This window comes from Chitinophaga ginsengisoli (assembly GCF_003014595.1).
In the GTDB taxonomy this organism is placed as follows: domain Bacteria; phylum Bacteroidota; class Bacteroidia; order Chitinophagales; family Chitinophagaceae; genus Chitinophaga; species Chitinophaga ginsengisoli.
On record NZ_PYGK01000003.1, the window covers coordinates 57,734 to 81,790 of the forward strand.

The following is a 24,057-nucleotide window of genomic DNA, read 5'->3' on the forward strand; positions in this document are numbered from 1 at the left end:
TATGTCTACCAAAAGAGATTACTACGAAATACTGGGTATTGCCAAGTCCGCCTCCCAGGATGAAATAAAAAAAGCTTACCGTAAGGTGGCTATGCAACACCATCCTGACAGAAACCCCGACAATAAAGAAGCAGAGGAGAAATTCAAGGAAGCGGCAGAAGCCTATGAAGTGCTGAGCGATACTGACAAACGGGCCCAATATGACCGTTTCGGGCATGCTGGCGCGGGAGGCCGTGGTGGCTTCAACGGAGGCAACATGAATATGGATGATATCTTCTCCAACTTCGGGGACATCTTCGGAGATGATATCTTCGGTAGCTTCTTTGGTGGCAACCGTGGCGGCGGCGGTGGTGGAAGACGCGGCAGAGGAACCCGTGGTTCTAACCTGCGTATCAAGATCCGTCTGACCTATGAAGAGATCGCGAAAGGCGCCAATAAAAAGATCAAGGTTAAAAAATATGTTCCCTGCCACCACTGTAGTGGTTTGGGAGCCAAAGATAAAAATGCGTTCCAGACCTGCGGTACCTGTGGTGGTTCCGGTCAGGTAAGGAAAGTGACCCAGACCTTCCTGGGCCAGATGCAGACAGTAACTACCTGTCCTACCTGTCATGGTGAAGGACAGACCATTACCAGCAAATGCGGCCACTGTAAAGGTGAAGGACGCGTTTATGGGGAAGAAATGGTAAGCATCGACATCCCTGCAGGTGTACAGGAAGGTATGCAACTGAGCATGAGCGGAAAAGGTAATGCCGGCGAAAGAGGCGGCGCTCCCGGTGACCTGCTCATACTTATTGAAGAAGAACCACATCCGGAACTGCAACGCGATGGTCTGAATGTAGCGTACGACCTTTACATCTCCTTCCCTGATGCGGTATTCGGTACCTCCGTGGAAGTACCGACCATCGACGGTAAAGCGAAGATCAAAATACCAGCCGGTACCCAGAGTGGAAAGATCTTCCGCCTGAAAGGCAAAGGATTTCCTTCCGTAAACTCTTACGAGAAAGGCGATCAGCTGATACATGTCAATGTATGGACACCTCAGCAGGTAAGCAGTGAGGAAAAGGCCTTCCTCGAGAAGATCCAGTCTTCCGAGAACTTTAAGCCCAACCCGGAAAAGTCTGAAAAAGGCTTCTTCGAAAAGGTGAGGGATATCTTTAGCTAAGTATTAATACAGCACATAATCAGAAGAGGTTATATCAAAAGTGTTTTGATATAGCCTCTTTTTAGTTACGCTTAGTAGCGCCGGCTCTCTGGAATGCTATTAGTTTTTAACGCTAAGTAGCGCCGGTTTCAGTATGGGATGGCGGTCGGCGCCTCTCCGGAATACTATTGGGCGTTGTCAAGCGAATAGGACATTGGATATCTATTGGGAAGCACCGGTCGTGTCACCGGAGAGCCGAAGGCCCGCCATTCCCATCTGAAACCGGGTGCTACTAACGCTGTCGCTGCTACTGTTTAGGCGGCTGGTTTATCAGAGTGAAAGGAGACTGAAAAGAGACTGAAAGGAGGTTGTATGTCTTTCTTACTTTTATATTCTCTATTTTTACAGGTTAATGTTCGATCCATCCAAACTTCAGATGCTGGAAAACCGCCTGCTAAAGGTGTTCAAACACCTGCGCAAAACCGCGCGCCGGCAAGAGATTACCTGCTACAGGGTCTATGACGATGATATTCCTGAATTTCCCTTCAGCATAGAATTGTATGAAGACCACGTTTATGTGGCGGAATACCAGCGCCAGCATGGCATGGAGGAGGAAGCACATGAAAACTGGCTGGACCTCTGCCTGGAAGTGATCTCCAAAGTACTGGAAGTACCCCTGGAGAAGGTCTTCGTAAAACAACGCCAGCGTAAGGCCAGCAGGCAGGATCAGTATGAAAAACTATCGTTTGAAAGCCATGAAATGACCGTAAAGGAAGCCGGCCTTTCCTTCAAGGTGAACCTGTCTGACTACCTGGACACCGGTCTTTTCCTCGATCACCGTATTACCCGGGGCATGGTGAGAGAGCTTGCCGCCGGCAAAAAAGTACTGAACCTTTTCTGCTATACCGGCTCCTTCTCGGTATATGCGGCCGCAGGCGGCGCTACCCAGGTGACCTCTGTGGACCTCTCCAAAACCTATCTGGCATGGGCAGAAGACAATATGCGGCTGAACGGCTTTGACCTGACCAAACACCGTTTTGTACATGCCGACGTGCTCCAATACCTCGATACCCTTCCTGACGACGAGTTTGACCTGGTGGTGCTAGACCCTCCCACCTTCTCCAACAGTAAACGTATGAAGGATTTCCTGGACATTCAGCGGGACCATGTATCCATCCTGAACAAAGTATTAAGGGCGACCAAACCGGGTGGCGTGATCTACTTCAGTAATAACTACCGCCGTTTTGTACTGGAGAGCGACCGTATACTGGCGTCCGAAATAAAGGATATTACGGCCCAGACCATGCCGTTTGACTTTCAGCAGAAGTTGATCAGGAAGTGCTATAAAATCACGCGATAAGGAGGTTAATCTTCTATTTTCTTCGATTTCCTTAGTTCTCTTAACAAGGCCAGGAATTCCCTGCGATAGCCGCCAGGATCATCGTCCAGCGACCGTCTTGCGATATCCTGCACCATATTGCAGGAGCCATTGCCTTTGTAGGCAGATTTTCTAAGCAACATACCCATCAGTGCCACCGCACTGGCGAACCTGAAATCACTGGAGGCCTCCCTGAACTCAGTCAGTTCTCCGGGCGCCTTATAATACACATATCTCATGGTGGTATCAATCGCCTCCCGGTATCCTAACTGAATGGTGGCCAGGGAACTGTCGGCTTCCATTTTTCCCTGTTGCGGAACGATCTCATACATGGCTACCGCACAATGTCCCGATCCGATGATCCCACCGGAGATCTTATCGGTAGCTGAATCCTCATCGTTTATGACTTTGTTTTCATAGCCTATCAACCGGTAAGATTTCACAGTATGCGGGTTAAAAAGTACATCGGCCTGCACGTCTTTTGCCACCGTGAACAGGGTGCTGCCAAACTCTTTGGCGAAGATCTTATTGGCTTCTTCCAGGTTGTCGATATAGGCGAAATTGCCGTTCCCTTTACTGGACAGCGTCTCTAATTTGGAATCCTTATAGTTTTTCATGCCAAAACCCAGGCAGGTCAGCAGCACGCCCGTCTCCTTTTTGCCCAATATCAGCTGCTCCATATCGTAATCACTGGTCTGGCCGACATTAAAGTCACCGTCGGTGGCCATGATGACACGGTTGTTCCCGTCTTTAATGAAATTCTCTTCCGCTATCTTATAAGCCAGCTTAATGGCCGCCTCCCCCGCTGTTGCCCCACCGGCGCTGAGATTGTCTATCGCGTTCAGGATCTTCGCTTTCTGATCGCCGGGAGTACTGGGCAGGATGATACCCGGTGTGCCGGCATAGGCAACGATCGCCACATGGTCATTGCTACGCAGGTTATTGACCAGGATGCGAAAAGCCGCCTGTAACAGCGGTAGCTTATTGGGCAGGGACATCGACCCCGATACATCTATCAGGAAAACGAGATTACTGGGAGGCAGGCTATCCAGGTTGACCGCTTTGCCACGGACAGCTATCTGTAATAAGCGGTGGTCTGGCGCCCAGGGACAGGTAGCATAACTGCTGTAAATCGCCAATGTCTGACCAGGGGCTGGTAAGGGGTAATGGTAATGGAAGTAGTTCATCATCTCCTCAATGCGTACTGCATTGACGGGGATCTTTTCTTTTAGCTTTACGAAACGCCGGATGTTGCTATAGGCCGCCCTGTCCACGTCTACGGCGAACATAGAAGCGGTCTTTATATCTGTTTCGACGAACTTATTCTCGTACAGCGTCCCATAGGTTTCATCAAAGAAAGCACGGGTACCCATGGCGGAATTGCCATAATTAGGATTGGAGCCATTGGAAGAGCGTTCCCGGGCGATGGCTTTGGCCTTTTTTGCCACATCATCCTGGATCTCTTCCCTGCTACTCAGCTGAACGAGCATGCGGCTATATGCTCCCGCAGACAAACGTTTTGGGAAGTATTTGTGGTGTTCGAATAAAAGTATCGCGTCCTGAGAGGGCACCGCAATGCGAAAAAGTCCATACTGGTTCGTAATAACCCTGGCGGTGTCATTGTTTACTGTGACGATCACTCCCTGCAGCGGACTGTGAGAGATGCTGTCTTCTACTGCCCCTGAAATCCATATCTTCTGAGCTCTCCCAGGTACAAGGATAATTAAGCTGGCAAGCAGCATAAGGAGCCTTTGCATCAGTTTTGCATCAGTTATACATAAATATAATAAAAACGGAAAAAGGTAGGTAGGAATTGTGGATTTGATTGGGGAATGGGGACGGGGATCATCCATTACCCGGGGGTATCACCATTACCCGGGGTTATCACCCTGCGCTACAAACAACGCGGCTCCTCTGGAGCCTATTGATGTTTTGTTGCAAACAAAAATTGTTTGATACCTGGGGAATCTGCTCGTTCAGGAGCGGCGTGTTTGTGGCGCGGGTTGATCATCCTGGGCCATGCGGATTGCATTAACCCCGGGTCATATAATTGCGTTTAACTATTCTAACAGTTTATAAATCTCCGGTAGGTTCCGTCCCAAGCCATCATAATCCAATCCATATCCCAGCAGGAATTTATTAGGCACGGAAAAGCCCAGGTAATCAATCTTAATGGGATACTGCATTGCCTCCGGTTTGGTGAGCAGGGCAGCGACCATCAGTTTTTTAGGCTGCTGATGCTCCAGTTGCGGCAGGAACTGGCTCAGGGTCTTACCGGTATCCACGATATCTTCCAGGATAACGACAGTACGGCCATACAGGTCCTCGTCGAGGCCAATGGCCTGCACTACATTACCGGTGGATTTCATTCCTTTGTAAGAGGCCAGTTTGATGAAAGATATTTCTGCCTCGATGGTGAGATACTTGAAAACATCTGCGGCAAACATAAAGGAGCCATTCAGAATGGCGATGAACAAAGGCTTTTCTTCCTTCAGGTCATTATTCAGCGCAGTAGCCAGTTCTTTTATGCGCGCCTGTAATTTTTCAGCAGTAATGTATGGCTCAAACTTTTTATCATGTACCTGTATGACAGACATGTGATTCCGATTTATGTGATTAGATTTTGCCGACCAAAAGCCGTTGTCCTATTTTGATATCAAAACTTTCCAGATGATTCCATTGTTGTAGCTGCTCTACTGTTACGTTATAACGTTTCGCAATACCATACAATGTTTCTTTCGTCTGTACTTCATGGTATAATGAATTGCCTTCCCTGATAGGTCCTCCTTTATCAGCTGCCGGCTGAGATGGCGTTCCTGTGGGTTGCGCAGGAGATGTCGTTACTACAGGAGCTGCAGGTTCCTCAGATGCGGGCGCCGGTTGGGCCGGTGCAGCTGGCGGTGTACCTGATGGCTGTGTCGTAGCAGCCGGTGCTGGTTTGGATGAATATACAGGCTGCGAAGACACAGGTTGTGCAGGTGCTGCCGGTTGCGTACCGGTTTGCGCCGCAGGCTTTGAAGATGCAGGTGCTGCAGGTTGTGTACCTGATGGTGTGCCTGCAGGTGGTCTGGAAGCGTATACAGGCTGCGAAGAGGCGGGTGCCTGTTGCACCGGTGCAGTTGGCTGTGTAGCTGTTCTGGGTGATACAGGCGTACCCTGTTCGGCGCCACCACCGGTGGTCTTCACCTCTCCTATCTTCTTCAGATCATCTATCATACCCGGAGGTAGATTGCTCTGCTGTGCAGGTGTATTGTTCTGTTGTTGCTGTGCAGCATTCTGCTGTGCTATTTCCTGCTGCTTTTCCATTTCTTCTCTGACGTCTTCCACGATCTCTCCCGGTTTAAAATCACCTTCTGTAGGATCTTCTGCTGGTGGATTTTTCGCCAGGCGGGGTGTTTTATTTGCATAACCTGCCAGTGCTAACCGCTCTCCTACTTCAGGTTCCTGACCTTCCTTCATCCTGTTACGACGACGCAACCAACGGAGCTGGATACCTTCCGACTGTGCAATGTCGTACATGCTTTCTCCTTCAGCTACCGTGTGGTAGTCATTCTTACCTGATTTAGCCTTCTTCTGCAGGAAGATGAAGGTGGCTTCCGGTAAAGGATCGTCGTTGGGCAGGTCATTGTAGTGAACCAGGTTACGTAATTTGATATCGCGTTGATCGGCTATCTGTATCAGTGAGGTACCGGCAGGTACGAGTATTACTTTACGGTCATTGATCTGGAATACGCCTTTAGGCGCATTGGCCTTGGTGATACCGGTAGCTTTACCGGTGCCTGCAACAGGTGTTTTGGATGGTTTGGAGGCCGCCACTTCATCTCCTGTCCTGGCATTGCCTGTTCCTGCTTTGGCCACACCCTCTCCTTCCAGCGTATACTGCTGCAGGTTGTAGTCTTCAATAAGTTTGATGAGCTGCTGCGGATAAGTGTTGCTGGTAGCATATCCGGCCTGCTTCAGTCCGTAGGCCCACGATTTATAATCTTCTTCCTGTAGCTGGAAGAGGAAAGCATACCGGGGATTATTCCGCAGAAAGTCTGAGTGATCCCTGTAGGAATCTGCTGCGGAAGGGTATTTACGGAAACATTCCTGGCGGGCATCATCATCATATCTGACACTTTCGCCAGTCCAGTTATTCTTACATTTTATACCAAAATGGTTGTTGGAGTTTTGCACCAGCCAGCTGCCACCCGACTGCGTTTCCAGGATACCCTGCGCCAGCTTGATAGAAGCAGGTACACCGCTACGCTGCATTTCAGCGATGGCGATATCCTTGTACTTTGCAATATACTGCTGAGTGATCAGTACTTGTTGCGCCTTCAGCACGGGCATGCAGCCAAACAGAAAGCTACACACTAAAACAAATCTCCTTAGTTGCATGTATGTTGAATTTAATGGGTGTGGTTCGTGTAAGTGGATCAGCTGATCTTTCTGATGATCATCAGGCCGTCCCTGAGCGTCAGCAATAACTGTTCCGCTCTTCCATCAGCTGCTACCTTTTCGCAGAAGCTGATCATTGCTTTGGCATTGTTACTTTGTCTTGATGGTGCTAATAGTGTCTCTCCATGAAAGAGTACATTGTCCGCCAGTATATATCCTCCCGGGCGTATCTTCTCCCAGACCAGATCGTAGTAGTGCTCATAACCTGTTTTATCTGCATCGATAAATACCAGGTCAAATACTTCATCCAGTCGTGTTATAATATCTGCTGCCTTACCAATATGCATTTTTATCTTTCCGGATAATCCTGCTTCTGCAAAATAGCGCTGGCACATTTCTTCTCTTTCCTCATTGATGTCGATGGTGTGTAATACACCGCCTTCCTTTAATCCCTGTGCCAGGCAGATCGCCGAATAACCTGTATATGTCCCGATCTCCAGCACCTTTGATGGTTGCAGCATATGGCTGACCAGGCTCAGGAACTGCCCCTGCAACTGGCCGCTTAACATATGCGGCTGCTCGACCTTCAGGTATGTTTCCCGGTGTAACCGCTTCAACACATCTGTTTCAGGACTTGTATACTTTTCTGCAAACGCTTCTACAGCAGCAGGAATTATATCCATGTTGTATAATTTTTGCAAAAATATGGCAATAAATCCTAGAAGTTAGGTCGCAACTTGTTCGTTGTGTAGAATACCCTGAAGTATTCCACCACTTCATCGGCTGTATCAAACAGCTTTAACAGGCCCAGATCTTCCGGGGAAATATTGCTTTCTTTCTCCATCATGGTGCTGCGGATCCACTCCAGCAGTCCACTCCAGTACTCCTTTCCTACCAATACCATCGGGGTTTCCGTCATTTTCTTGGTCTGGATAAGGGTGGCTACTTCGAAGAATTCATCCATGGTGCCAAAGCCTCCGGGCATCATAACAAAGCCCTGGGAATATTTAGTGAACATCACTTTACGTACAAAGAAGTAGTCAAAGTGCATGTTCTTGTCATGGTCAATATATGAATTGGGGTTCTGTTCGTGTGGAAGAGAGATATTCACACCTACTGATTTCCCTTTTACTTCCTGTGCTCCCCTGTTGGCAGCTTCCATTACACCCGGACCTCCTCCGGTGATGATGCCGAAGCCTTCATCGGCCAGACGTTTGGCAATGTCGTATGCTAATTCATAATACCTGCTTCCGGGTTTGGTGCGTGCAGAACCGAATATAGAGATACAGGGGCCCATTTTTGCGAGAGATTCAAAGCCATCCACGAACTCGGCCATGATCTTGAATATCTGCCAGCTGGAATGCGCTTTTGTTTCTGTCCAGTCTCTCTCCTTCAAATGCATTAAACGATCGTTCATTACTGAGAGTTGTTTGTTCTATAATTGGCTAAAATACTGAAAAACTGCCGTGAATACGACAGCGAATATAATGCAGGGCATTTTAAGGACAGATCCCTCCCAAATCATGAGAAGTGGGCGTATACCGATAGCGGCAATTGCGGAAACATTGCTGTAGCTGATAGGGCCACAGTTTTAAAAGGAAGCAGGTAACTTGAAAGAAACCCGCTTAACATTTAACACGTTATGAACATGTAGTTGCCGTTGTTTGACATACCACATAATTTTTATCCATAGCTGGCCATAACGCATAACGTTCAATGCTTTTTTCTTCCAGGTTAGTAGCGATGTAATAGTTTTTGCCTGCATGTACAGGCATGTGAACAGTACAGTGTTTTCATATAACGTGGTTTAGTTTCATCTTACCGGCCTTGAGGGTGGCCAATTTTTACTTAAAATACAGATAATCTTTGTTAATTCCTAACATGATAAAAACAATTGGTAACTAACAATTAATGCTGTTGGCTTACACGGACAAACATACTGTATAAACACGCAGCCATTGGTGTAACATTGTCGCAATGTTGCTGAAAAAAGAAAGGGATCAGGTATTAAAGGACATACTTCCCTTTAATACCCGATCCCTTTAATGAATAATAATTTCTTCCTAGAACCCCAGAGTAGCGCCCACACGCAATATCAGCCCATTCTGATAGGGTGATCTGCTATCCTGCAACACATCATATAAAGCCATAATACTGAATGCTGCGTTGCCACCAATAGGCTGCGTATAACCACCACCCATCAGGAGACTGGCTACGCCATAGTTATCCTTGACAACCGTTTTGGGATCAGTATCGTAGTAAGTGCTTTTCAGATTGATGTAGTTATATTCCGGCTGGACATGTACAAAAAGGAAGTCAAGTGGGTAAACACGGCCCCATACGCCGCCACCGAAAATGCTGTACTGGTTGCGCTGACCGGTATTACCGTAATAATCACGGAAACGCTCAGACCCGTATTGCCCGTTAATGGCCACACCTGCCGCAAATAACTGGGAAATACGATAACCTACCATCGGGGATATGTTGATATTGGTATAATCTCCGAATGCCAGTCCCAGGGAGCCTCCTATAATGAGACGGGAACCGTCAAACTGCTTTTTCCTGGTTGTATCTGTTTTGTAATACTGTGCATGTACCAGTTGTACAGCTGTCAGCAGTAAAAAACACAACAATAAACGTTTCATATTACTGTCCTTTTAAATGGTTTATCATCAATCAAAAATCTTTCCCCTGTTCAGGATATTGGAAGGATCGAACACCTGCTTGATCTGCCGCATGAGCTGCATAGAGGTGTTATCAAATATCACATCCATATAACTTTTCTGTACCAGGCCTATACCATGTTCTCCGCTGATGGTGCCTCCCAGCTGTTTCACCAGCAGGAAGATCTCGCGGATACCTTCTTTCAGCGTTCCGTTCCATTGCTCTTCTGTCAACTCTCCCCGGATGATATTCACGTGCAGGTTGCCATCGCCTGCATGTCCGTAACACACGGAATGGAAACCATATTTACGTCCTATGTCTTTTACACCTTTCAGCAATACTGGCAGTTCTGCTCTTGGTACTACCGTATCTTCCTCCTTGTAAACAGAATTGGCCTTTACGGCTTCTGCCACCCTGCGGCGTAATTTCCAGAGTTCTTCTTTCTGCTGATGATCTTCTGCAAAGAGGATTTCCCCACAGTCGAATTCTGTTACCACACCAGCAATGCCCTCCATTTCCTGCATCAGCACATCGGGATAGTTCCCGTCCACTTCTATCAGGAGGTGGGCCTGTACATCATCTTCTATTTTGACCGTGCTGCTGTCCACATACTTACTCACCCAATCCAGTGCATCCCTTTCCATAAATTCCATGGCAGAAGGCGTGAAGCCGGCACGGAAGATAGCACTTACCGCTGCGCAGGCATTTTCGGCCGAGCGGAAAGGCACCAGCATCAGCAGGTTGAATTTAGGCAATGGTATCAGGCGGAGCACGATCTTAGTGACAATACCCAGGGTACCCTCACTACCCACAACCAGCTGTGTCAGGTTGTAGCCGGTGGCGTTTTTCAATACATTAGCCCCTGTCCAGATCACATCCCCTGAGGGAAGCACCATTTCCAGGTTCAGCACGTAGTCCTTCACCACTCCATATTTAACAGCTTTTGGCCCTCCGGAGTTCTCTGCAATATTACCCCCGATAAAGCAGGAGCCTCTGCTGCTGGGGTCGGGGGGATAGAATAAACCTTTTTCTTTTACGGCATCCTGCAATACTTCAGTGATCACACCGGGTTCTGTGGTCACCTGCAGGTTCCTTTCGTCCAGGTCCAGGATCCGGTTGAACCGTTCCATGGAGATCAGCACACCACCCCATTGTGGTAATGCGCCGCCACTAAGTCCTGTACCACCGCCACGGGGAGTGACAGGCAGGCCTTCCTGCTGGCACAAACGCATAATGCGGCTCAGTTGTTCCGTTGTATCCGGTTTCAACACCACCTCAGGGAGATAATGCAAATCTTCTGTTTCATCATGTGCATAGTTATCCAGGCTTTCTGCCTCAACTATCACATGTGCCGCTCCTATTATCTCACGAAAAGCTTCGAGATGGCGGGTATTTACTTTCGCGAAATCGATCATGTAACAAAAATAGGAAAAAGCATCCTGTTAAAAAGAAGGACAGATAACTGACCTTCTGGCGCCTGTAAAACTACGGTTGGGATACAATCCGGTATAGACAATACCAATCTCATAAGCGCCACGGCGATTATTGAACTGGCCCAGTGATGATGTGGTCACGTCGTAACTGAACATGATCTTCACCCTATTCAGCTGATATCCCACCAGGAATACCGCTGCATCACTCATACGGTAATAAGCGCCGCCATACAATTGTGTTCCGCCATCGCCAGAAAGGTTATAAGCAATGTTACCACCAAGCACCTTTTCTGTTGCACCAGCCTGCCTTGCATAGTAGGCAGAAGGATTCACGATCACCCTATCACTCAGCTTAAAGCTTCCATTCAGGAAAGCGATATACCGGCGTGCGATCTCGTTATTTCCTGCGAAAAATGTTTCCCTCGGTGTATTGATATGTTGTGCTGATACACCGACATTGACGTAAATATTGTCTGTGGGGAAATAGGCATAGTTCATCCCTACCTGCATATCAAAGTAAGAGATCTTCGTCTGACTGAAAGGTTCTGCAGTAGGCACCTGGGCGTCAAAGAACTTACCATTCCACTGGTCGCCGAAGGTTAGTTTTGTTACATCCACCCGTTTACTGGCAGATCCTACATTGAAGCCAAGCGACAAGAGGCTGCTCTGCCCCAGCAACTGGTGATAGGCGATAGATGCGTATGCTTTAGTGGAGGTCAGGTTACCACTGCCTGCCACATCCCTTAATACTACACCACCGATACCTAACCAGCCATATTCAAGCCTGTCACGGAACAACTGGAAATCGCCAAAGGCTGACATCGTCTTATAGGGAACCGGAATACTGGCCCATTGGTTACGGTAATTGATGCCGATACGGTAATTACCATCCGGTATGAAGCCTGTATTAGCAGGGTTTGTAAGAAGCGGTGAATTGAAGTACTGCGAGAAATGCATATCCTGTGCATTTCCTTCAAATGCTGCGGTTAACAACATTATACAACCTGCGATATGTTTAAAAATTTGCTTCATATCATCATCTTAACAAGGTTACGCTTCCATTCTTGGTGGCTGTGGTACCGTCACTAAACTCTACGTTGATCACATATGCATAGGCGTCCATCGGTTGTAATGCACCTTTGAAACCTCCATCCCATCCTACCGTTGGACTATTTGATTCAAATACCAGCTGGCCCCAGCGGTTATAGATCTTCATATTAAACTTGTCGATACCAAATCCTTTTACCAGGAATACATCATTGACACCATCTCTGTTCGGTGAGAACGCAGATGGGATATCAAACAGCGGTATTACGATAGCACTCACCTGCTTGTGGGCTGTATCCGTACAACCCGCGCTGTTTGAGGATATAAGGTATACATCAAATACGCCGGTCTTGTTGTACTGGTGCGCCGGGTTCACTTGTGAAGAGCCATCTCCATCTCCAAATTCCCACAGGAAAGTTACAGCATCCGGAGAGGACTGGTTGGTAAAAGTGATAGGCGTATTTTCCACCGGTTTCGTCGGTGCATAAATAAAGTCGGCTGTTGGCGGCGGGAATACATTGATCACCATTGTAGTGTCATCTGTTTTGTTACAGGTGTTATTATCCACTACATGTAATGATACTGTATAGCTGCCTGCATTAGGATATACATGTACAGGGCTCACTTCAGTGGAAGTTGCACCGTCACCGAAGTTCCATGCAAATGTTTCACCACCCATGGTTGTATTCACAAAATCAATCGTTGCAGGCACACAGGTACTGTCAGGCGCCGTGAAGGAAGCCCTTACATTCTGCGCTACGCGTAATGGTACAGTATCGATATGCGGTGCGTTACAATAGTTCGTATCCACCAGTGTCAATGTTGCGTTGTACACACCTTCTGCCGCATAGCGGTGTGTATATGGGAAATTACCCGGACCTACGCTGACACTCGGTGTATTATCACCAAAATTCAATTCAAAGGAAGTAGCAGTGAAAGGTCTCGGTGGCGTTGGTGCGGTGAAATTGAACTGGTAATTCAGGTCTTCACATGGCGGGAGACGCTGCGCAGTCATATCAAAATCTGCCCTGTCTGTACGGATGCGCAGGTCCAGCGTAGCGGTATCGCAACCATTACAACTAGCAGGGTCACATTTGATGAGGGTCACCTTGTAGTTGCCCGGACTACTGTAAGTATGCTGAATGGTATCTTTACCGGCTACAGGTGCAGAACCATCGCCAAAATTCCATGTCCAGGTCTGTGCAGGTATATGTGTAGTATCGACAAAAGTAATAGTAGCCGGTACACAGTAGTTCGTTCTTCTTTCCAGTGTTTTGATACCTGCCTTTACACCATCGAGGTTGAAGGCGATCTTCAATGCACCGAAGTTACAGTTAGGCGGAGCCGTGGTGGCATATGCACCCGGCGTAGTCGGATAACGCGGCCTGAAGTCGGTTCTGCTGGTTGGACACCATGCACAGATACCCTGGTAGATCACGCCATTACGATCGAAGCGGCTGGTACCTCCATCTACGTGCTCATAAGTACCATTACCACCAAAGTAACTGCCAAACAGGATGTCCGTAGCATCGCGCTGTAATACGAAGAAGTAAAAATCCTGGGTATCGGTAGTACGCTGTAAAGGATTTTTCAGCGGTAATCCTGATGTATTAGAATTCGGATAATGCAGGTCAATGTCGATACCACCCCCCCATCCGGATACGTACACATTTTCACAACGGTCTACAAGGAAAGCCACCGGTGAAATGCTGGGCGTAGAAGAGCCTTTACCGAAAGTAGTGGAGTATACGAACGCTGACAGGTCAGGCTGCAGTTTCGCGATAAACTGTTTTGAGTTGTCGTTGTAGAAACTACCCGTATTAGGCGGCTGTTGTACAGGCCAGGTACCCTCGGTAGTACCCATGATGTACACAAAACCTTTGGAATCCAGCTGGATACCATATATCTGGTCGGCCGCCACCGTATTAGCGCCCATGTAGGTGCTCTGTAAGATGGACGTACCATCTGCGCTGATATGTGCAATGAAACCATCGCATATCCCGCCTCGGTAAGTGCCGTAGATAGGATTTCCCCTGATAGGGAAATTATTGCTGGCAGTACCGCCGGCAACATACAATGTAGCGCCGTTCAGTGCCAGTACATAAGCTGCATCTTCCTTACTGCCGCCAATATAGCTAGCCCACAACAGGCTGGAACAGTTAGGGTCTATTTTCATTACCACGCCATCCTGTGTACCACCGAAGCTGGTCTGAAATGCTCCGGGTGTGACGGGGAACTTGTCTGATCGGGTACAACTGGCTACATAGATATCGCCGGTGTTATCTATCACTACTTCACTACGAGCATCGTCGCCATAGTTACGGAGCAAAACTGAAGCGCCCAGCGTCCTGTCTTCACGGATATTTACGCCATCGTCAGCGGTGCTGGCCACAATGATAGAACCAATAATAGCTGAACCTGTAGGATTGAGTTTGGTAACTGCAATATCCCATCCGCCACGGTTGCCCACCACCACCGGCTGGCCATTATTGGAAGCTGGACCAGGGAAATTGCCGGAAGTAGTTCTTCCTGAGATCACCAGGTCACCGGCAGGATCTACAAAGAGACTATGCGGTTGTTCCTTACCGCCGCCACCAAGGTAGGTAGCATAGATCAGGTTACGGCCATTCGCAGAAAACTTACTGATACCAATATCAAAACCACCTTCTGCATAAGTGTTCTGTACCACACCAGGCGTAACAGGATATCCTACATTGAATACGATACCGCCACCATAAAAGGCGCCGGCATTGTCATATGTAGCGGTGAAACCCCAGTTATCAGCCTGGGAACCGGATACGGTAGAAAAGATATAAGAAGGGTCTATAACCAGCGGATAATTGTTGTTGTACTTACCGGATACCTTGAACTTCAGTTTCATGCCGCTCAGTACATATGATACTTTTACGGATACACGCTGATTGTCAATGTACTGATACGCAAAAGGCATCTGCTCTGTAACGGTACCTACAGAAGTAGTGATGATCAGCTGTTCTTTTTTGATCTCCAGTTTGTCCACACCGGTATATTGCAGTTGTATCTGGGAAGGATCAGCGCCTGGTTCTACGATGAGATCATACTTCAGCACACCAGCGTCTGAATATACCTGCATATCAACGCCCTGGTACAAAGACTTGTAATTCACCAGCTGATAAGATTTTACATTGGATGCCCATTTCTTCGGGTCATTGCCGATGAAGTAGTTGGCATAACTCTCATCTGCTTTTTCAGGAATAATTTCCGGTGTTCCTGCATTCAGAAAGGTCACTTCGTATGCATGTCCTTTTACCACGGGGAGCGTCAGCGGGGCGCTGGCATCACCATCCGTTTTTCCGGCAGTTGCATTGGCAGCACCCGCTTTTGCGTTGGCAGCGTAGCTGGGATCAGGCACCCATATAATGGAGTCCTTACCACCATGTGCATGACCATGTACCTTTTCGGCCAGCTCATCGCGTTGTTTTCTGTCCTGCAGGAGGAATGTAAAGCCGGTGCGTTTCAGGAAGGCAGCACCTCCACCCATGTCAGTTTTATAAAGGAAATCACCGTTCCACTGTCCTTTGTTCTCAGTAAACTGTAGGGGTTTGTTGTCATAGATTTCCTGTACCTGCACCTGCGCACGGGCTGTCACGCCTGTAAAAAGCGAAAGAAGGAAAGCTAAGCAGCCTATAGGGAAAGTAAAATTCAACGGAGTAGATTTAAAATGTTTATTCCTAGTTCTTTATCACTATTATAATACGTAATAACGCAGCAAGCGGTACATTTGTTACCGCAAGAACAGCGCCAATTCAATCAATTAGTAGTATCATCCCAACAAACGCCGGCGGTAATAATTTAGATGGCGGAAACGGGCCGGAGTTTAAAGTAAGTGAATATACCAGCTTGCCGGGGCGCATTTAGATAATAAACGTAAAAGTGGCTCAGGAAATTTTACTCCATGGAGATTTTCCTTGCAGGACGGCGAGAAACCGCTGTAAGGATTGATTCTCAGGTGTTGACAATTCCGGGTCTTCCTGTAATATTTTCTCTGCACTGGCGCGGGCGGCTTCCAGTATGGGCCTGTCTTCCACAATATCAGCCAGTTTCAGGTCAAGCAACCCACTCTGGCGGGTACCTTCAATATCGCCCGGTCCTCTCAGTTCCATATCTTTTTCAGATATCACGAAACCATCATTCGTCTGTACCATTACCTGGATACGTTCTTTTGAATCAGCGCCTACTTTATTGCCTGTCATGAGGATACAGAAGGACTGTTCCGCTCCCCTCCCCACACGTCCGCGTAACTGGTGCAATTGGGAAAGGCCAAACCTTTCTGTGCTTTCAATAACCATTACCGAGGCATTGGGTACATTCACCCCCACCTCTATCACCGTGGTTGCCACCATGATCTGCGTATCGCCGGTTACAAAACGCTGCATATTGGCCTCCTTCATATCCACCGGCTGGCGGCCATGCACCATACTGATATAGTACTGTGGCTCGGGGAAAAACGCTTTCACTTCTTCATACCCCTTCATCAGGTTCTCATAGTCAAGCGTTTCAGAATCTTCAATTAACGGATATACGATATATGCCTGTCGGCCTTTACGGATCTCCTCTTTAATAAAATCCATGACCTGGGGCCGCTGGAACTCTGTACGGTGTACAGTCGTAATGGGCTTACGGCCGGGTGGCAGTTCGTCAATGACTGACACATCCAGGTCGCCGTACACGGTCATTGCCAGGGTACGGGGAATAGGAGTTGCCGTCATAACAAGGATATGAGGAGGTATCACGTTCTTCTCCCATAAACGGGCACGTTGTGCCACCCCAAAACGATGTTGTTCGTCAACAATCGCCATGCCCAGGTTTTTAAACACCACCTGGTTTTCCAGCAGGGCATGGGTACCGATCAGCAGATGGATCTCTCCTTCTTCCACCTCTTTCAGGATCTGTTTACGGGCTTTCCCTTTCACATTCCCTGTAAGCAGTGCCACTTTCACCGGCATGTTTTCCAGCAGACCAGCAATGCTCTTATAGTGCTGCTGGGACAGGATCTCGGTAGGCGCCATCAGACAGGCCTGAAAGCCGTTATCTACCGCCAGCAGCATGGTAAGCAGGGCTACCATGGTCTTCCCGCTGCCCACGTCCCCCTGTATCAGGCGGTTCATTTGCCTGCCGGTGGTCGTATCCTGGCGGATCTCTTTCAGTACGCGTTTCTGCGCTCCCGTCAGAGAGAAAGGCAGGTGATGATTGTAAAAGGTGTTAAATGCGTCGCCTACGGTATTGAAGACAAAACCGTGCGACAACTGCTGTCGCTTGAACTTTAGCCGGCAGATCCTGATCTGGGCGATGAACAGCTCTTCAAATTTCAACCGGCGGCGGGCCTGGTTGGCATCATCTTCTCCGGCTGGCAGGTGAATCTTAAAATAGGCTTTTGACCTCTCCATCAGCCGGTATTGTTGTAAGATGGGCTGCGGAATATTTTCAGGTATTTCCCCGGGGGATAATTGCTCCAGCAAGGCCTTTGTGAGCTTACCGATAGCTTTGGCTGTCAGTCCCCGTGCTTTCAGTTTTTCGGTCGTATAATACACCGGTTCCAGGAATGGTTTTCCACTGGCTATCTCTTCTGTCAGCAGGTCCATTTCCGGATGGGATATCTGCAGGTAACCATTGAATACGGAGATCTTCCCGAACACCAGGTAAGACGCCTGCTGCTGCAGCGACTTTTCCATCCATTGCCAGCCCTGAAACCATACCAGGGAGATCTCCCCGGTTTCATCCCGCAGGGTGGCCACGAGCCGTTTGGCGCGCTTATCTCCTATCACTTCCATACGGGTGATCTTTCCGCGGATCTGCACATAATCCATCTGCATATGCAGGCTGATGATCTTTTCCACTTTTGTGCGGTCCACATAGCGGAAAGGAAAATAATACAGCAGGTCCCTGAAGGTGTGGACACCTATTTCTTTACGCAGCAGTTCTCCCCGCTGGGGACCTACTCCCTTCAGATACTCGATCGGATTTGATAATATGGCGTTCTTAAAATCCATAGACTACACAGGCAGCAAGGAAATTCCCGGCCCGCGAATACGCTATTTTTTGTTTTAAAGGTCTGGCTTTTCTCAATAAGCAGGGTACAAAAATAAAAGGTAAACAGCATACACTGTTTACCTTTTGAAATATTATTGATACGTAGTGATTACTCAGCTTCTACTTTGCCTTCCACGAACTGTTTCATCCATTCTGTAGTAACGGATTTAGGCCTTTCGAGAGAGAAACCAAGTGCACGGTCCCAGCACAGGGAAGCCAGTACACCCAGGGCACGGGAAACACCGAATAGTACTGTATAGAATTCATATTCCACCAGGCCATAGTGTACCAGCAGCGCACCGGAATGTGCATCTACGTTAGGCCATGGATTCTTGATCTTACCGAGGCTTTCCAGGATCGGTGGCACGGTTTCATATACCAGCCATACGATGCGTACCAGCTCATCGTCAGACAGGTGTTTCTTTGCAAACTCCATCTGTGCGGTGAAGCGTGGGTCTGTTTTACGCAGTACCGCGTGACCGTAACCTGGTACTACTTTACCTTCAGCCAGGGTCTTACGCACGTAGTCTTCGATCTGTTGTTTGGTTGGCATACCGCCACCCAGTTCTTCGCGCATATCGAGGATCCACTTGATCACTTCCTGGTTAGCCAGACCATGCAGCGGACCAGCCAGACCGTTCATACCTGCTGCAAATGACAGGTAAGCATCGCTCAATGCAGAACCTACCAGGTGAGTAGTATGTGCACTTACGTTACCACCTTCGTGGTCTGCGTGAATGGTCATGTAGAGACGCATCAGTTCTTTGAAGCCTTCATCTTCATAACCCAGCATGTGCGCAAAGTTACCAGCCCAGTCCAGGAGACCGTTTGGCTGTATGTGGTTATTGCCTTTGTATTTACGACGGTAGATATAAGCGGCGATACGTGGCAGACGTGCAATCAGGTCCATTGCATCATCGTACATCACGCTCCAGTAGTCTTTTTTGTTCATGCCTTCTGCATATGCTTTCGCAAAAGCAGATTCTGTCTGCATGGCCATTACACCTACGGTGAACATGGTCATCGGGTGGGTACTTACCGGCAGGGCATCAATAGCAGCAAAAACGTGGTTAGGCACATGAGAGCGGCGTGCCCACTGGTTAGAAAGGTGTTGTACGTCTGCTTCTGCTGGCAGTTCTCCTATCAACATCAGGTAAAATAATCCTTCTGGCAAAGGCTCAGCGCCACCTTTAACTTTCGGCATTTTCTCCCTCAGTTCCGGAATGGAATATCCACGGAAACGGATCCCTTCGTTAGCGTCCAGTAATGATGTTTCTGTCACCAAACCAGTTATGCCACGCATCCCCTGGTATACCTGTGCCAATGTAACATCCTCTATCTTCTTAGTGCCATGGTTCTTCACGAGGTCCTTCACTTCCGCATTGAGCTCATCGGCCTTTACCTTGAATTTTTCTTTTATATACCCCATTTTAAACTGTTGATTAGGTAATGATAACAAAAAATCGGATCAATTGTCAAAAGTAATGATTTGTTGAAAAACTTAGCTGCTTACAATCATAGAATTACAGGTAGCTATAAACAACATAACTTTCAAACAACTGATTTCCAATATACAAATAAGCAAATATTAATATAAACGGAATAAATTAAAGAAATGTGAAATTTTCTATTTTGGCGCCCTCAGGTACAACCAGAAGGCCAGGCCCCCAAACAAAAAGTTAGGTATCCACACGGCCAGCAAGGGGTTGAGGTCTGCTTTAATAGAAAATACCGTAGCAAACTGCAGGAAGATAATGTAGCTGGCGCTGATCACTATTCCGACAGCCAGGTGTAATCCGCTTCCTCCCCTTACCTTTTTAGAAGCAATAATCCCACCAATCAGTGTAAGGATGATCACTGCCCCGCAGGAAGCCGTACGCCTGTATTTTTCAACATAGAATATATTCAGCCCTTCAGCCCCTCTCAGTTTCTCTCTGGCAATGAATTTGTTCAGTTCTGGGGTGGTCATAGCCTCCTGGACATTTGACTCCTCGTACATTTCTTTAGGGTTCAGGGCGAGCTTGATCGAAGTATCTGATTTTGTCCACCAGTGTTCCTTCAGCCCATTAATGGAGCGCATCGTCACATAGTCCAGTTTCCACATCCTGTTAGTAGAGTCCCAGGTCACCCTGTCGGCCTTCATCTTGAACATAATGTTCTGCCCACGTACATCTTCCAGCAGGAAGTTACCACCGCTTTTATAGTTAGGGTCATAAGATCCGAAGGTTACATAGGTAAAACTGTCCACGCGGATGGTTTTATCATAAATATTCTGCTGAGCCGACTGTTTATGCACATAGGCATTTTCGAACTTGGTCCTGATCTTATTGGCAATAGGCACGGTCCACCTGTTCCCCAGCCATAACAGCCCTCCGAAAAGGATCGCTCCCACCCAGTAAGGGCGTAAAAAGCGACGGAAGCTGACCCCACTACACAGGATGGCGATGATCTCTGTACGATAAGCCATCTTGGAAGTGAAGAAGATCACAGAGATGAAAATGAAGAGCGGGAACAACAATGCAGCAATATGCGGGATAAAGCCAAAGTAGTAGTCTACTACAATCGTGTAGAAAGACAGGTTATTATTCATGAAGTCGTCTATCTTCTCCGTCACGTCTATCACTACGGAAATGATCAGCAGGATCATGAGGGAGTAAATAAAGGTACCTATGAACTTACGCAGGATATACCAGTCTATCTTTGTCATATAACGGCAAGATAATATAAATCTAAAGTCTTTGTTTCAACTGAGGCACCATAGTATTTTTCCAGCTGGCATAGTTACCGGCCAGGATCTGTTTCCTGGCTTCTTTCACCAGCTCCAGGTAAAACGCAATATTATGGATACTGGCCAGCTGCATTCCCAGGATCTCCCCTGCGGCAAATAAATGGCGCAGGTAGGCCTTGGTATAGCGGTTGCTGGCAAAACAGGCGCTGTTCTCATCTACCGGGGTAAAATCGGTCGCCCATTTCTTGTTTTTGATATTGATAACGCCATTCCAGGTGAACAGCATACCATTACGTCCGTTACGGGTAGGCATTACACAGTCGAACATATCCACGCCCAGGGCAATATTCTCCAGGATGTTCCAGGGAGTACCTACCCCCATCAGGTAACGAGGTTTCTGTTCCGGCAGGATATCGCACACCAGCCCGCACATTTCATACATATCCTGTTCCGGTTCTCCCACACTCAGGCCGCCAATGGCATTGCCAGCACATTCCCTGGCCGCAATCTCCGTAGCAGAGATCGTACGCAGGTCTTTATAGGTGCTGCCCTGTACGATGGGGAATAAGGTCTGTTCATGACCGTAAGCGGGTTGGGTTTCTGCCATACGTTTGATACAGCGGTCCAGCCAGCGGTGAGTCAGTTCCATAGACTTTTTCGCATACCGGTATTCGGAAGGGTATGGCGGGCATTCATCAAAGGCCATAATGATATCGGCCCCGATGGTCCGCTGGATGTCCATGACGTTTTCAGGTGTGAACAGGTGGCGGGAACCGTCGATATGTGACTGGAATAATACTCCCTCCTCCTTGATCTTGCGGTTGGCGGCCAGGGAGAATACCTGGTAGCCACCACTATCGGTCAGCAGGGGCCGTTCCCAGCCATTGAATTTATGTAATCCTCCTGCCTGCGACAGCACGTCCATACCCGGACGGAGGTACAGGTGGTAGGTATTACCCAGGATGATCTGAGCCTGCACATCGTCGCGCAACTGTTCCTGCGTCACTGCTTTCACGCTGCCTACAGTGCCTACCGGCATAAAAATAGGCGTTTCAATCTTTCCATGACCGGTGGTAATCTCGCCGGCACGGGCTTTACTGTTGCTGTCTGTTGTAATCAGTTCAAAATTCATCTCGGTATCTGAATGCTTGAGGCTATTCCTGCCATTTTCAGGGGGCAAAAATAAGGGGAATTATGCAGAAACCTTCATTCGGAGCCGGGAAAGCGGCTGTCTGCCCGGAAGAACGTAACCCCTTCATTCCCATTTAAAAATCTTTTTTTCCACAGGCTCATACAGATAACTAAAAACGTATATATTTGTCGTTGCTATGTTGTATAACTTGGGCTTATTAGCCTTTTACGCCTTTGCTACCGTTGCAGCCATACAAATATTGTATTACCTGTTTTTCTTTTCCCGGGTAGCTTTTTATCGCCGTACCTTCGAAAATGATATCGATCCCGATAGGGAATGCTCCGTTATCATCTGTGCGAAAGACGAGGAGCTGAACCTGCAGAAGAACCTGCCCTCGGTATTGTTACAGCGGTATCACGGCAAGAAGGAGCCGGCCTATGAGGTGATCGTGGTCAATGACAATTCTGAAGACGACACCAAGTATTACCTCCGCTCTATCGAACCCGGATATCCTCATTACCGCCATATCGAGATCAAACAGGCCGCCAAATTCATCCCCGGAAAAAAATTCCCGCTCTCCATGGGAATCAGAAGCGCCAAACACGAACACATACTGCTGACAGATGCCGACTGTAAACCGTCCAGCACCTATTGGCTGTCGCTGATGAGCCAGGGATTTACCGATGGCAAAGAGATCGTACTGGGTTACAGCCCTTACGAGAAGAAACCAGGCCTGCTGAACAAAGTGATCCGTTATGAGACCTATTTCAGTGCTTTACAATACCTTTCTTTCGCCCTCAGCGGTGTTACTTATATGGGCGTAGGCCGTAACCTGGCCTATAAACGGGAGCTGTTCAACCGCCACAAAGGTTTTACAGCACACCATCATATTGCCTCCGGCGATGATGATCTGTTCGTCAATGCAGCTGCCAACCGTCACAACGTAGGGGTAGTTATTAACAAACAGGCGTTTACTTACTCAGAGCCAAAGACCAGCTGGAAGAAATGGTTCCAGCAGAAAACCAGGCACATGTCTACCGGCAAGCATTACCGCTTCGGCCATAAGCTCCTGCTGGGACTGTTCTCCCTGAGCCACTTCTTATTCTATCCTTTCTTTTTTGCCAGCATCTTCTACGAACCACTCCGCTTGTATACACTGGCCATTCTGGGAGGAAAGCTGCTGCTGCAATCTGTGATCTCATATATGGCCATGCGTAAACTGGACGAGGCTGATCTTTTCAAATACAGCCTGTTCATGGATTTTTTCATGTTCATTTATTACATCATCCTCACTCCTGCCCTGCTGTTCAAGTCAAAGAACAGGTGGTAATCCGGATAAAAGATATACCAGCGGCTGTCTCAAAAGAGGCAGCCGTTTTTTATTGGTACATCCTTCGTTACATTTGCACCAATTTACAGACCATCACTACATCATGGATATCGTACTCAAATACTTCTCAGACTTTACGGATACACAATTGGAGCAATTAAAGGCATTGTCAGGTTTATACCAGGAATGGAATGAAAAGATCAATGTGATCTCCCGTAAAGACATTGATGCCCTGTACGAGAAACATGTGCTGCACTCCCTCAGTATTGCGGCCATTGCCGACTTTCCGGCAGGTATGCAGGTACTCGACCTGGGAACAGGCGGCGGCTTCCCCGGCATTCCCCTGGCGATCTTCTTTCCGGAGGTAAAGTTCCACCTGGTGGATTCCATCGGCAAAAAGATCAAAGTGGTACAGGGCGTATCCGAAGCACTGGGCCTGAAAAACGTGACCTCCGCCCACACCCGGGTAGAAGATATTAAAGACCGTAAGTTCGATATTGTGGTATCCCGTGCGGTAGCGCCCTTAAAAGATCTCTGGCGCTGGAGTAAGCCGGTTTTAAAGAAAGCCTCCGCTCATGAGCAGCAGCCCGGACTGATCTGTCTGAAAGGCGGTGATCTGACCGAGGAAATAGCAGATAGCGGCGTGCGTCCCCGCCTGACGGAACTCTATAAACTATTCCCCGAAGAATTTTTCCAGGAAAAATATATTGTTGTCGTGAATAAATAACTGAAAATCAACATCTGTCTCAAAATAG

The 24,057-nt window shown here is 47.9% G+C and carries 17 protein-coding genes; 4 read left to right on the plus strand and 13 right to left on the minus strand.

The annotated features are described in order from the left end of the window. Position 1: 1 nt before the first annotated feature. Both dnaJ and CLV42_RS08100 read left to right on the plus strand, forming a co-directional pair. Positions 2–1,162 carry a molecular chaperone DnaJ gene (gene dnaJ, locus CLV42_RS08095; protein WP_106601411.1) on the plus strand — a complete coding sequence of 387 codons (1,161 nt, stop codon included), beginning with the start codon at positions 2–4 and terminating at the stop codon, positions 1,160–1,162. Between the two features lie 391 nt (positions 1,163–1,553). Continuing rightward, on the plus strand, positions 1,554–2,501 hold the full coding sequence (locus CLV42_RS08100) for a class I SAM-dependent methyltransferase (RefSeq protein ID WP_106601412.1): 948 nt from the start codon (positions 1,554–1,556) through the stop codon (positions 2,499–2,501). Between the two features lie 5 nt (positions 2,502–2,506). Here the strand turns inward: CLV42_RS08100 and CLV42_RS08105 are convergent, their stop codons facing one another. From CLV42_RS08105 to tgt, 13 genes are all read right to left on the minus strand, one after another. Continuing rightward, a complete protein-coding gene (locus tag CLV42_RS08105; RefSeq protein WP_170117436.1) occupies positions 2,507–4,276 on the minus strand; it encodes a vWA domain-containing protein in 1,770 nt (589 codons plus the stop codon). A 303-nt stretch (positions 4,277–4,579) separates the two neighbouring features. After that, positions 4,580–5,116 (minus strand): hypoxanthine phosphoribosyltransferase, encoded by a 537-nt coding sequence (hpt, locus tag CLV42_RS08110; protein WP_106601414.1) that lies wholly within the window; start codon positions 5,114–5,116, stop codon positions 4,580–4,582. 19 nt (positions 5,117–5,135) lie between these two features. After that, a complete protein-coding gene (locus CLV42_RS08115; protein WP_106601415.1) occupies positions 5,136–6,899 on the minus strand; it encodes a glucosaminidase domain-containing protein in 1,764 nt (587 codons plus the stop codon). A 38-nt stretch (positions 6,900–6,937) separates the two neighbouring features. Further along, on the minus strand, positions 6,938–7,582 hold the full coding sequence (locus CLV42_RS08120; RefSeq protein ID WP_106601416.1) for an O-methyltransferase: 645 nt from the start codon (positions 7,580–7,582) through the stop codon (positions 6,938–6,940). Between the two features lie 35 nt (positions 7,583–7,617). Next, entirely contained in the window at positions 7,618–8,316 is a 699-nt protein-coding gene (locus CLV42_RS08125) for an LOG family protein (RefSeq protein ID WP_211303412.1), read from the minus strand. Positions 8,317–8,962: 646 nt separating this feature from the next. Continuing rightward, on the minus strand, positions 8,963–9,544 hold the full coding sequence (locus tag CLV42_RS08130; protein WP_106601418.1) for a hypothetical protein: 582 nt from the start codon (positions 9,542–9,544) through the stop codon (positions 8,963–8,965). A gap of 27 nt (positions 9,545–9,571) precedes the next feature. Beyond that, entirely contained in the window at positions 9,572–10,978 is a 1,407-nt protein-coding gene (locus CLV42_RS08135) for an FAD-binding oxidoreductase (protein ID WP_106601419.1), read from the minus strand. A gap of 27 nt (positions 10,979–11,005) precedes the next feature. Further along, positions 11,006–12,028 carry a PorP/SprF family type IX secretion system membrane protein gene (locus CLV42_RS08140; RefSeq protein ID WP_106601420.1) on the minus strand — a complete coding sequence of 341 codons (1,023 nt, stop codon included), beginning with the start codon at positions 12,026–12,028 and terminating at the stop codon, positions 11,006–11,008. A gap of 4 nt (positions 12,029–12,032) precedes the next feature. Then, on the minus strand, positions 12,033–15,728 hold the full coding sequence (locus tag CLV42_RS08145) for a DUF7948 domain-containing protein (protein ID WP_106601421.1): 3,696 nt from the start codon (positions 15,726–15,728) through the stop codon (positions 12,033–12,035). A gap of 232 nt (positions 15,729–15,960) precedes the next feature. Continuing rightward, on the minus strand, positions 15,961–18,072 hold the full coding sequence (gene recG, locus CLV42_RS08150; RefSeq protein ID WP_106601422.1) for an ATP-dependent DNA helicase RecG: 2,112 nt from the start codon (positions 18,070–18,072) through the stop codon (positions 15,961–15,963). A gap of 149 nt (positions 18,073–18,221) precedes the next feature. Next, positions 18,222–19,541 carry a citrate (Si)-synthase, eukaryotic gene (locus CLV42_RS08155; protein ID WP_106601423.1) on the minus strand — a complete coding sequence of 440 codons (1,320 nt, stop codon included), beginning with the start codon at positions 19,539–19,541 and terminating at the stop codon, positions 18,222–18,224. Positions 19,542–19,739: 198 nt separating this feature from the next. After that, a complete protein-coding gene (locus tag CLV42_RS08160; protein WP_106601424.1) occupies positions 19,740–20,819 on the minus strand; it encodes an LptF/LptG family permease in 1,080 nt (359 codons plus the stop codon). Positions 20,820–20,841: 22 nt separating this feature from the next. Beyond that, a complete protein-coding gene (tgt, locus tag CLV42_RS08165; protein ID WP_106601425.1) occupies positions 20,842–21,972 on the minus strand; it encodes a tRNA guanosine(34) transglycosylase Tgt in 1,131 nt (376 codons plus the stop codon). 196 nt (positions 21,973–22,168) lie between these two features. Here tgt and CLV42_RS08170 point away from each other — a divergent pair, with 196 nt between their 5' ends. Beyond that, entirely contained in the window at positions 22,169–23,302 is a 1,134-nt protein-coding gene (locus tag CLV42_RS08170) for a glycosyltransferase (RefSeq protein WP_106601426.1), read from the plus strand. Between the two features lie 103 nt (positions 23,303–23,405). Then, entirely contained in the window at positions 23,406–24,029 is a 624-nt protein-coding gene (gene rsmG, locus CLV42_RS08175) for a 16S rRNA (guanine(527)-N(7))-methyltransferase RsmG (protein WP_106601427.1), read from the plus strand. The last annotated feature ends 28 nt before the right edge of the window (positions 24,030–24,057 follow it).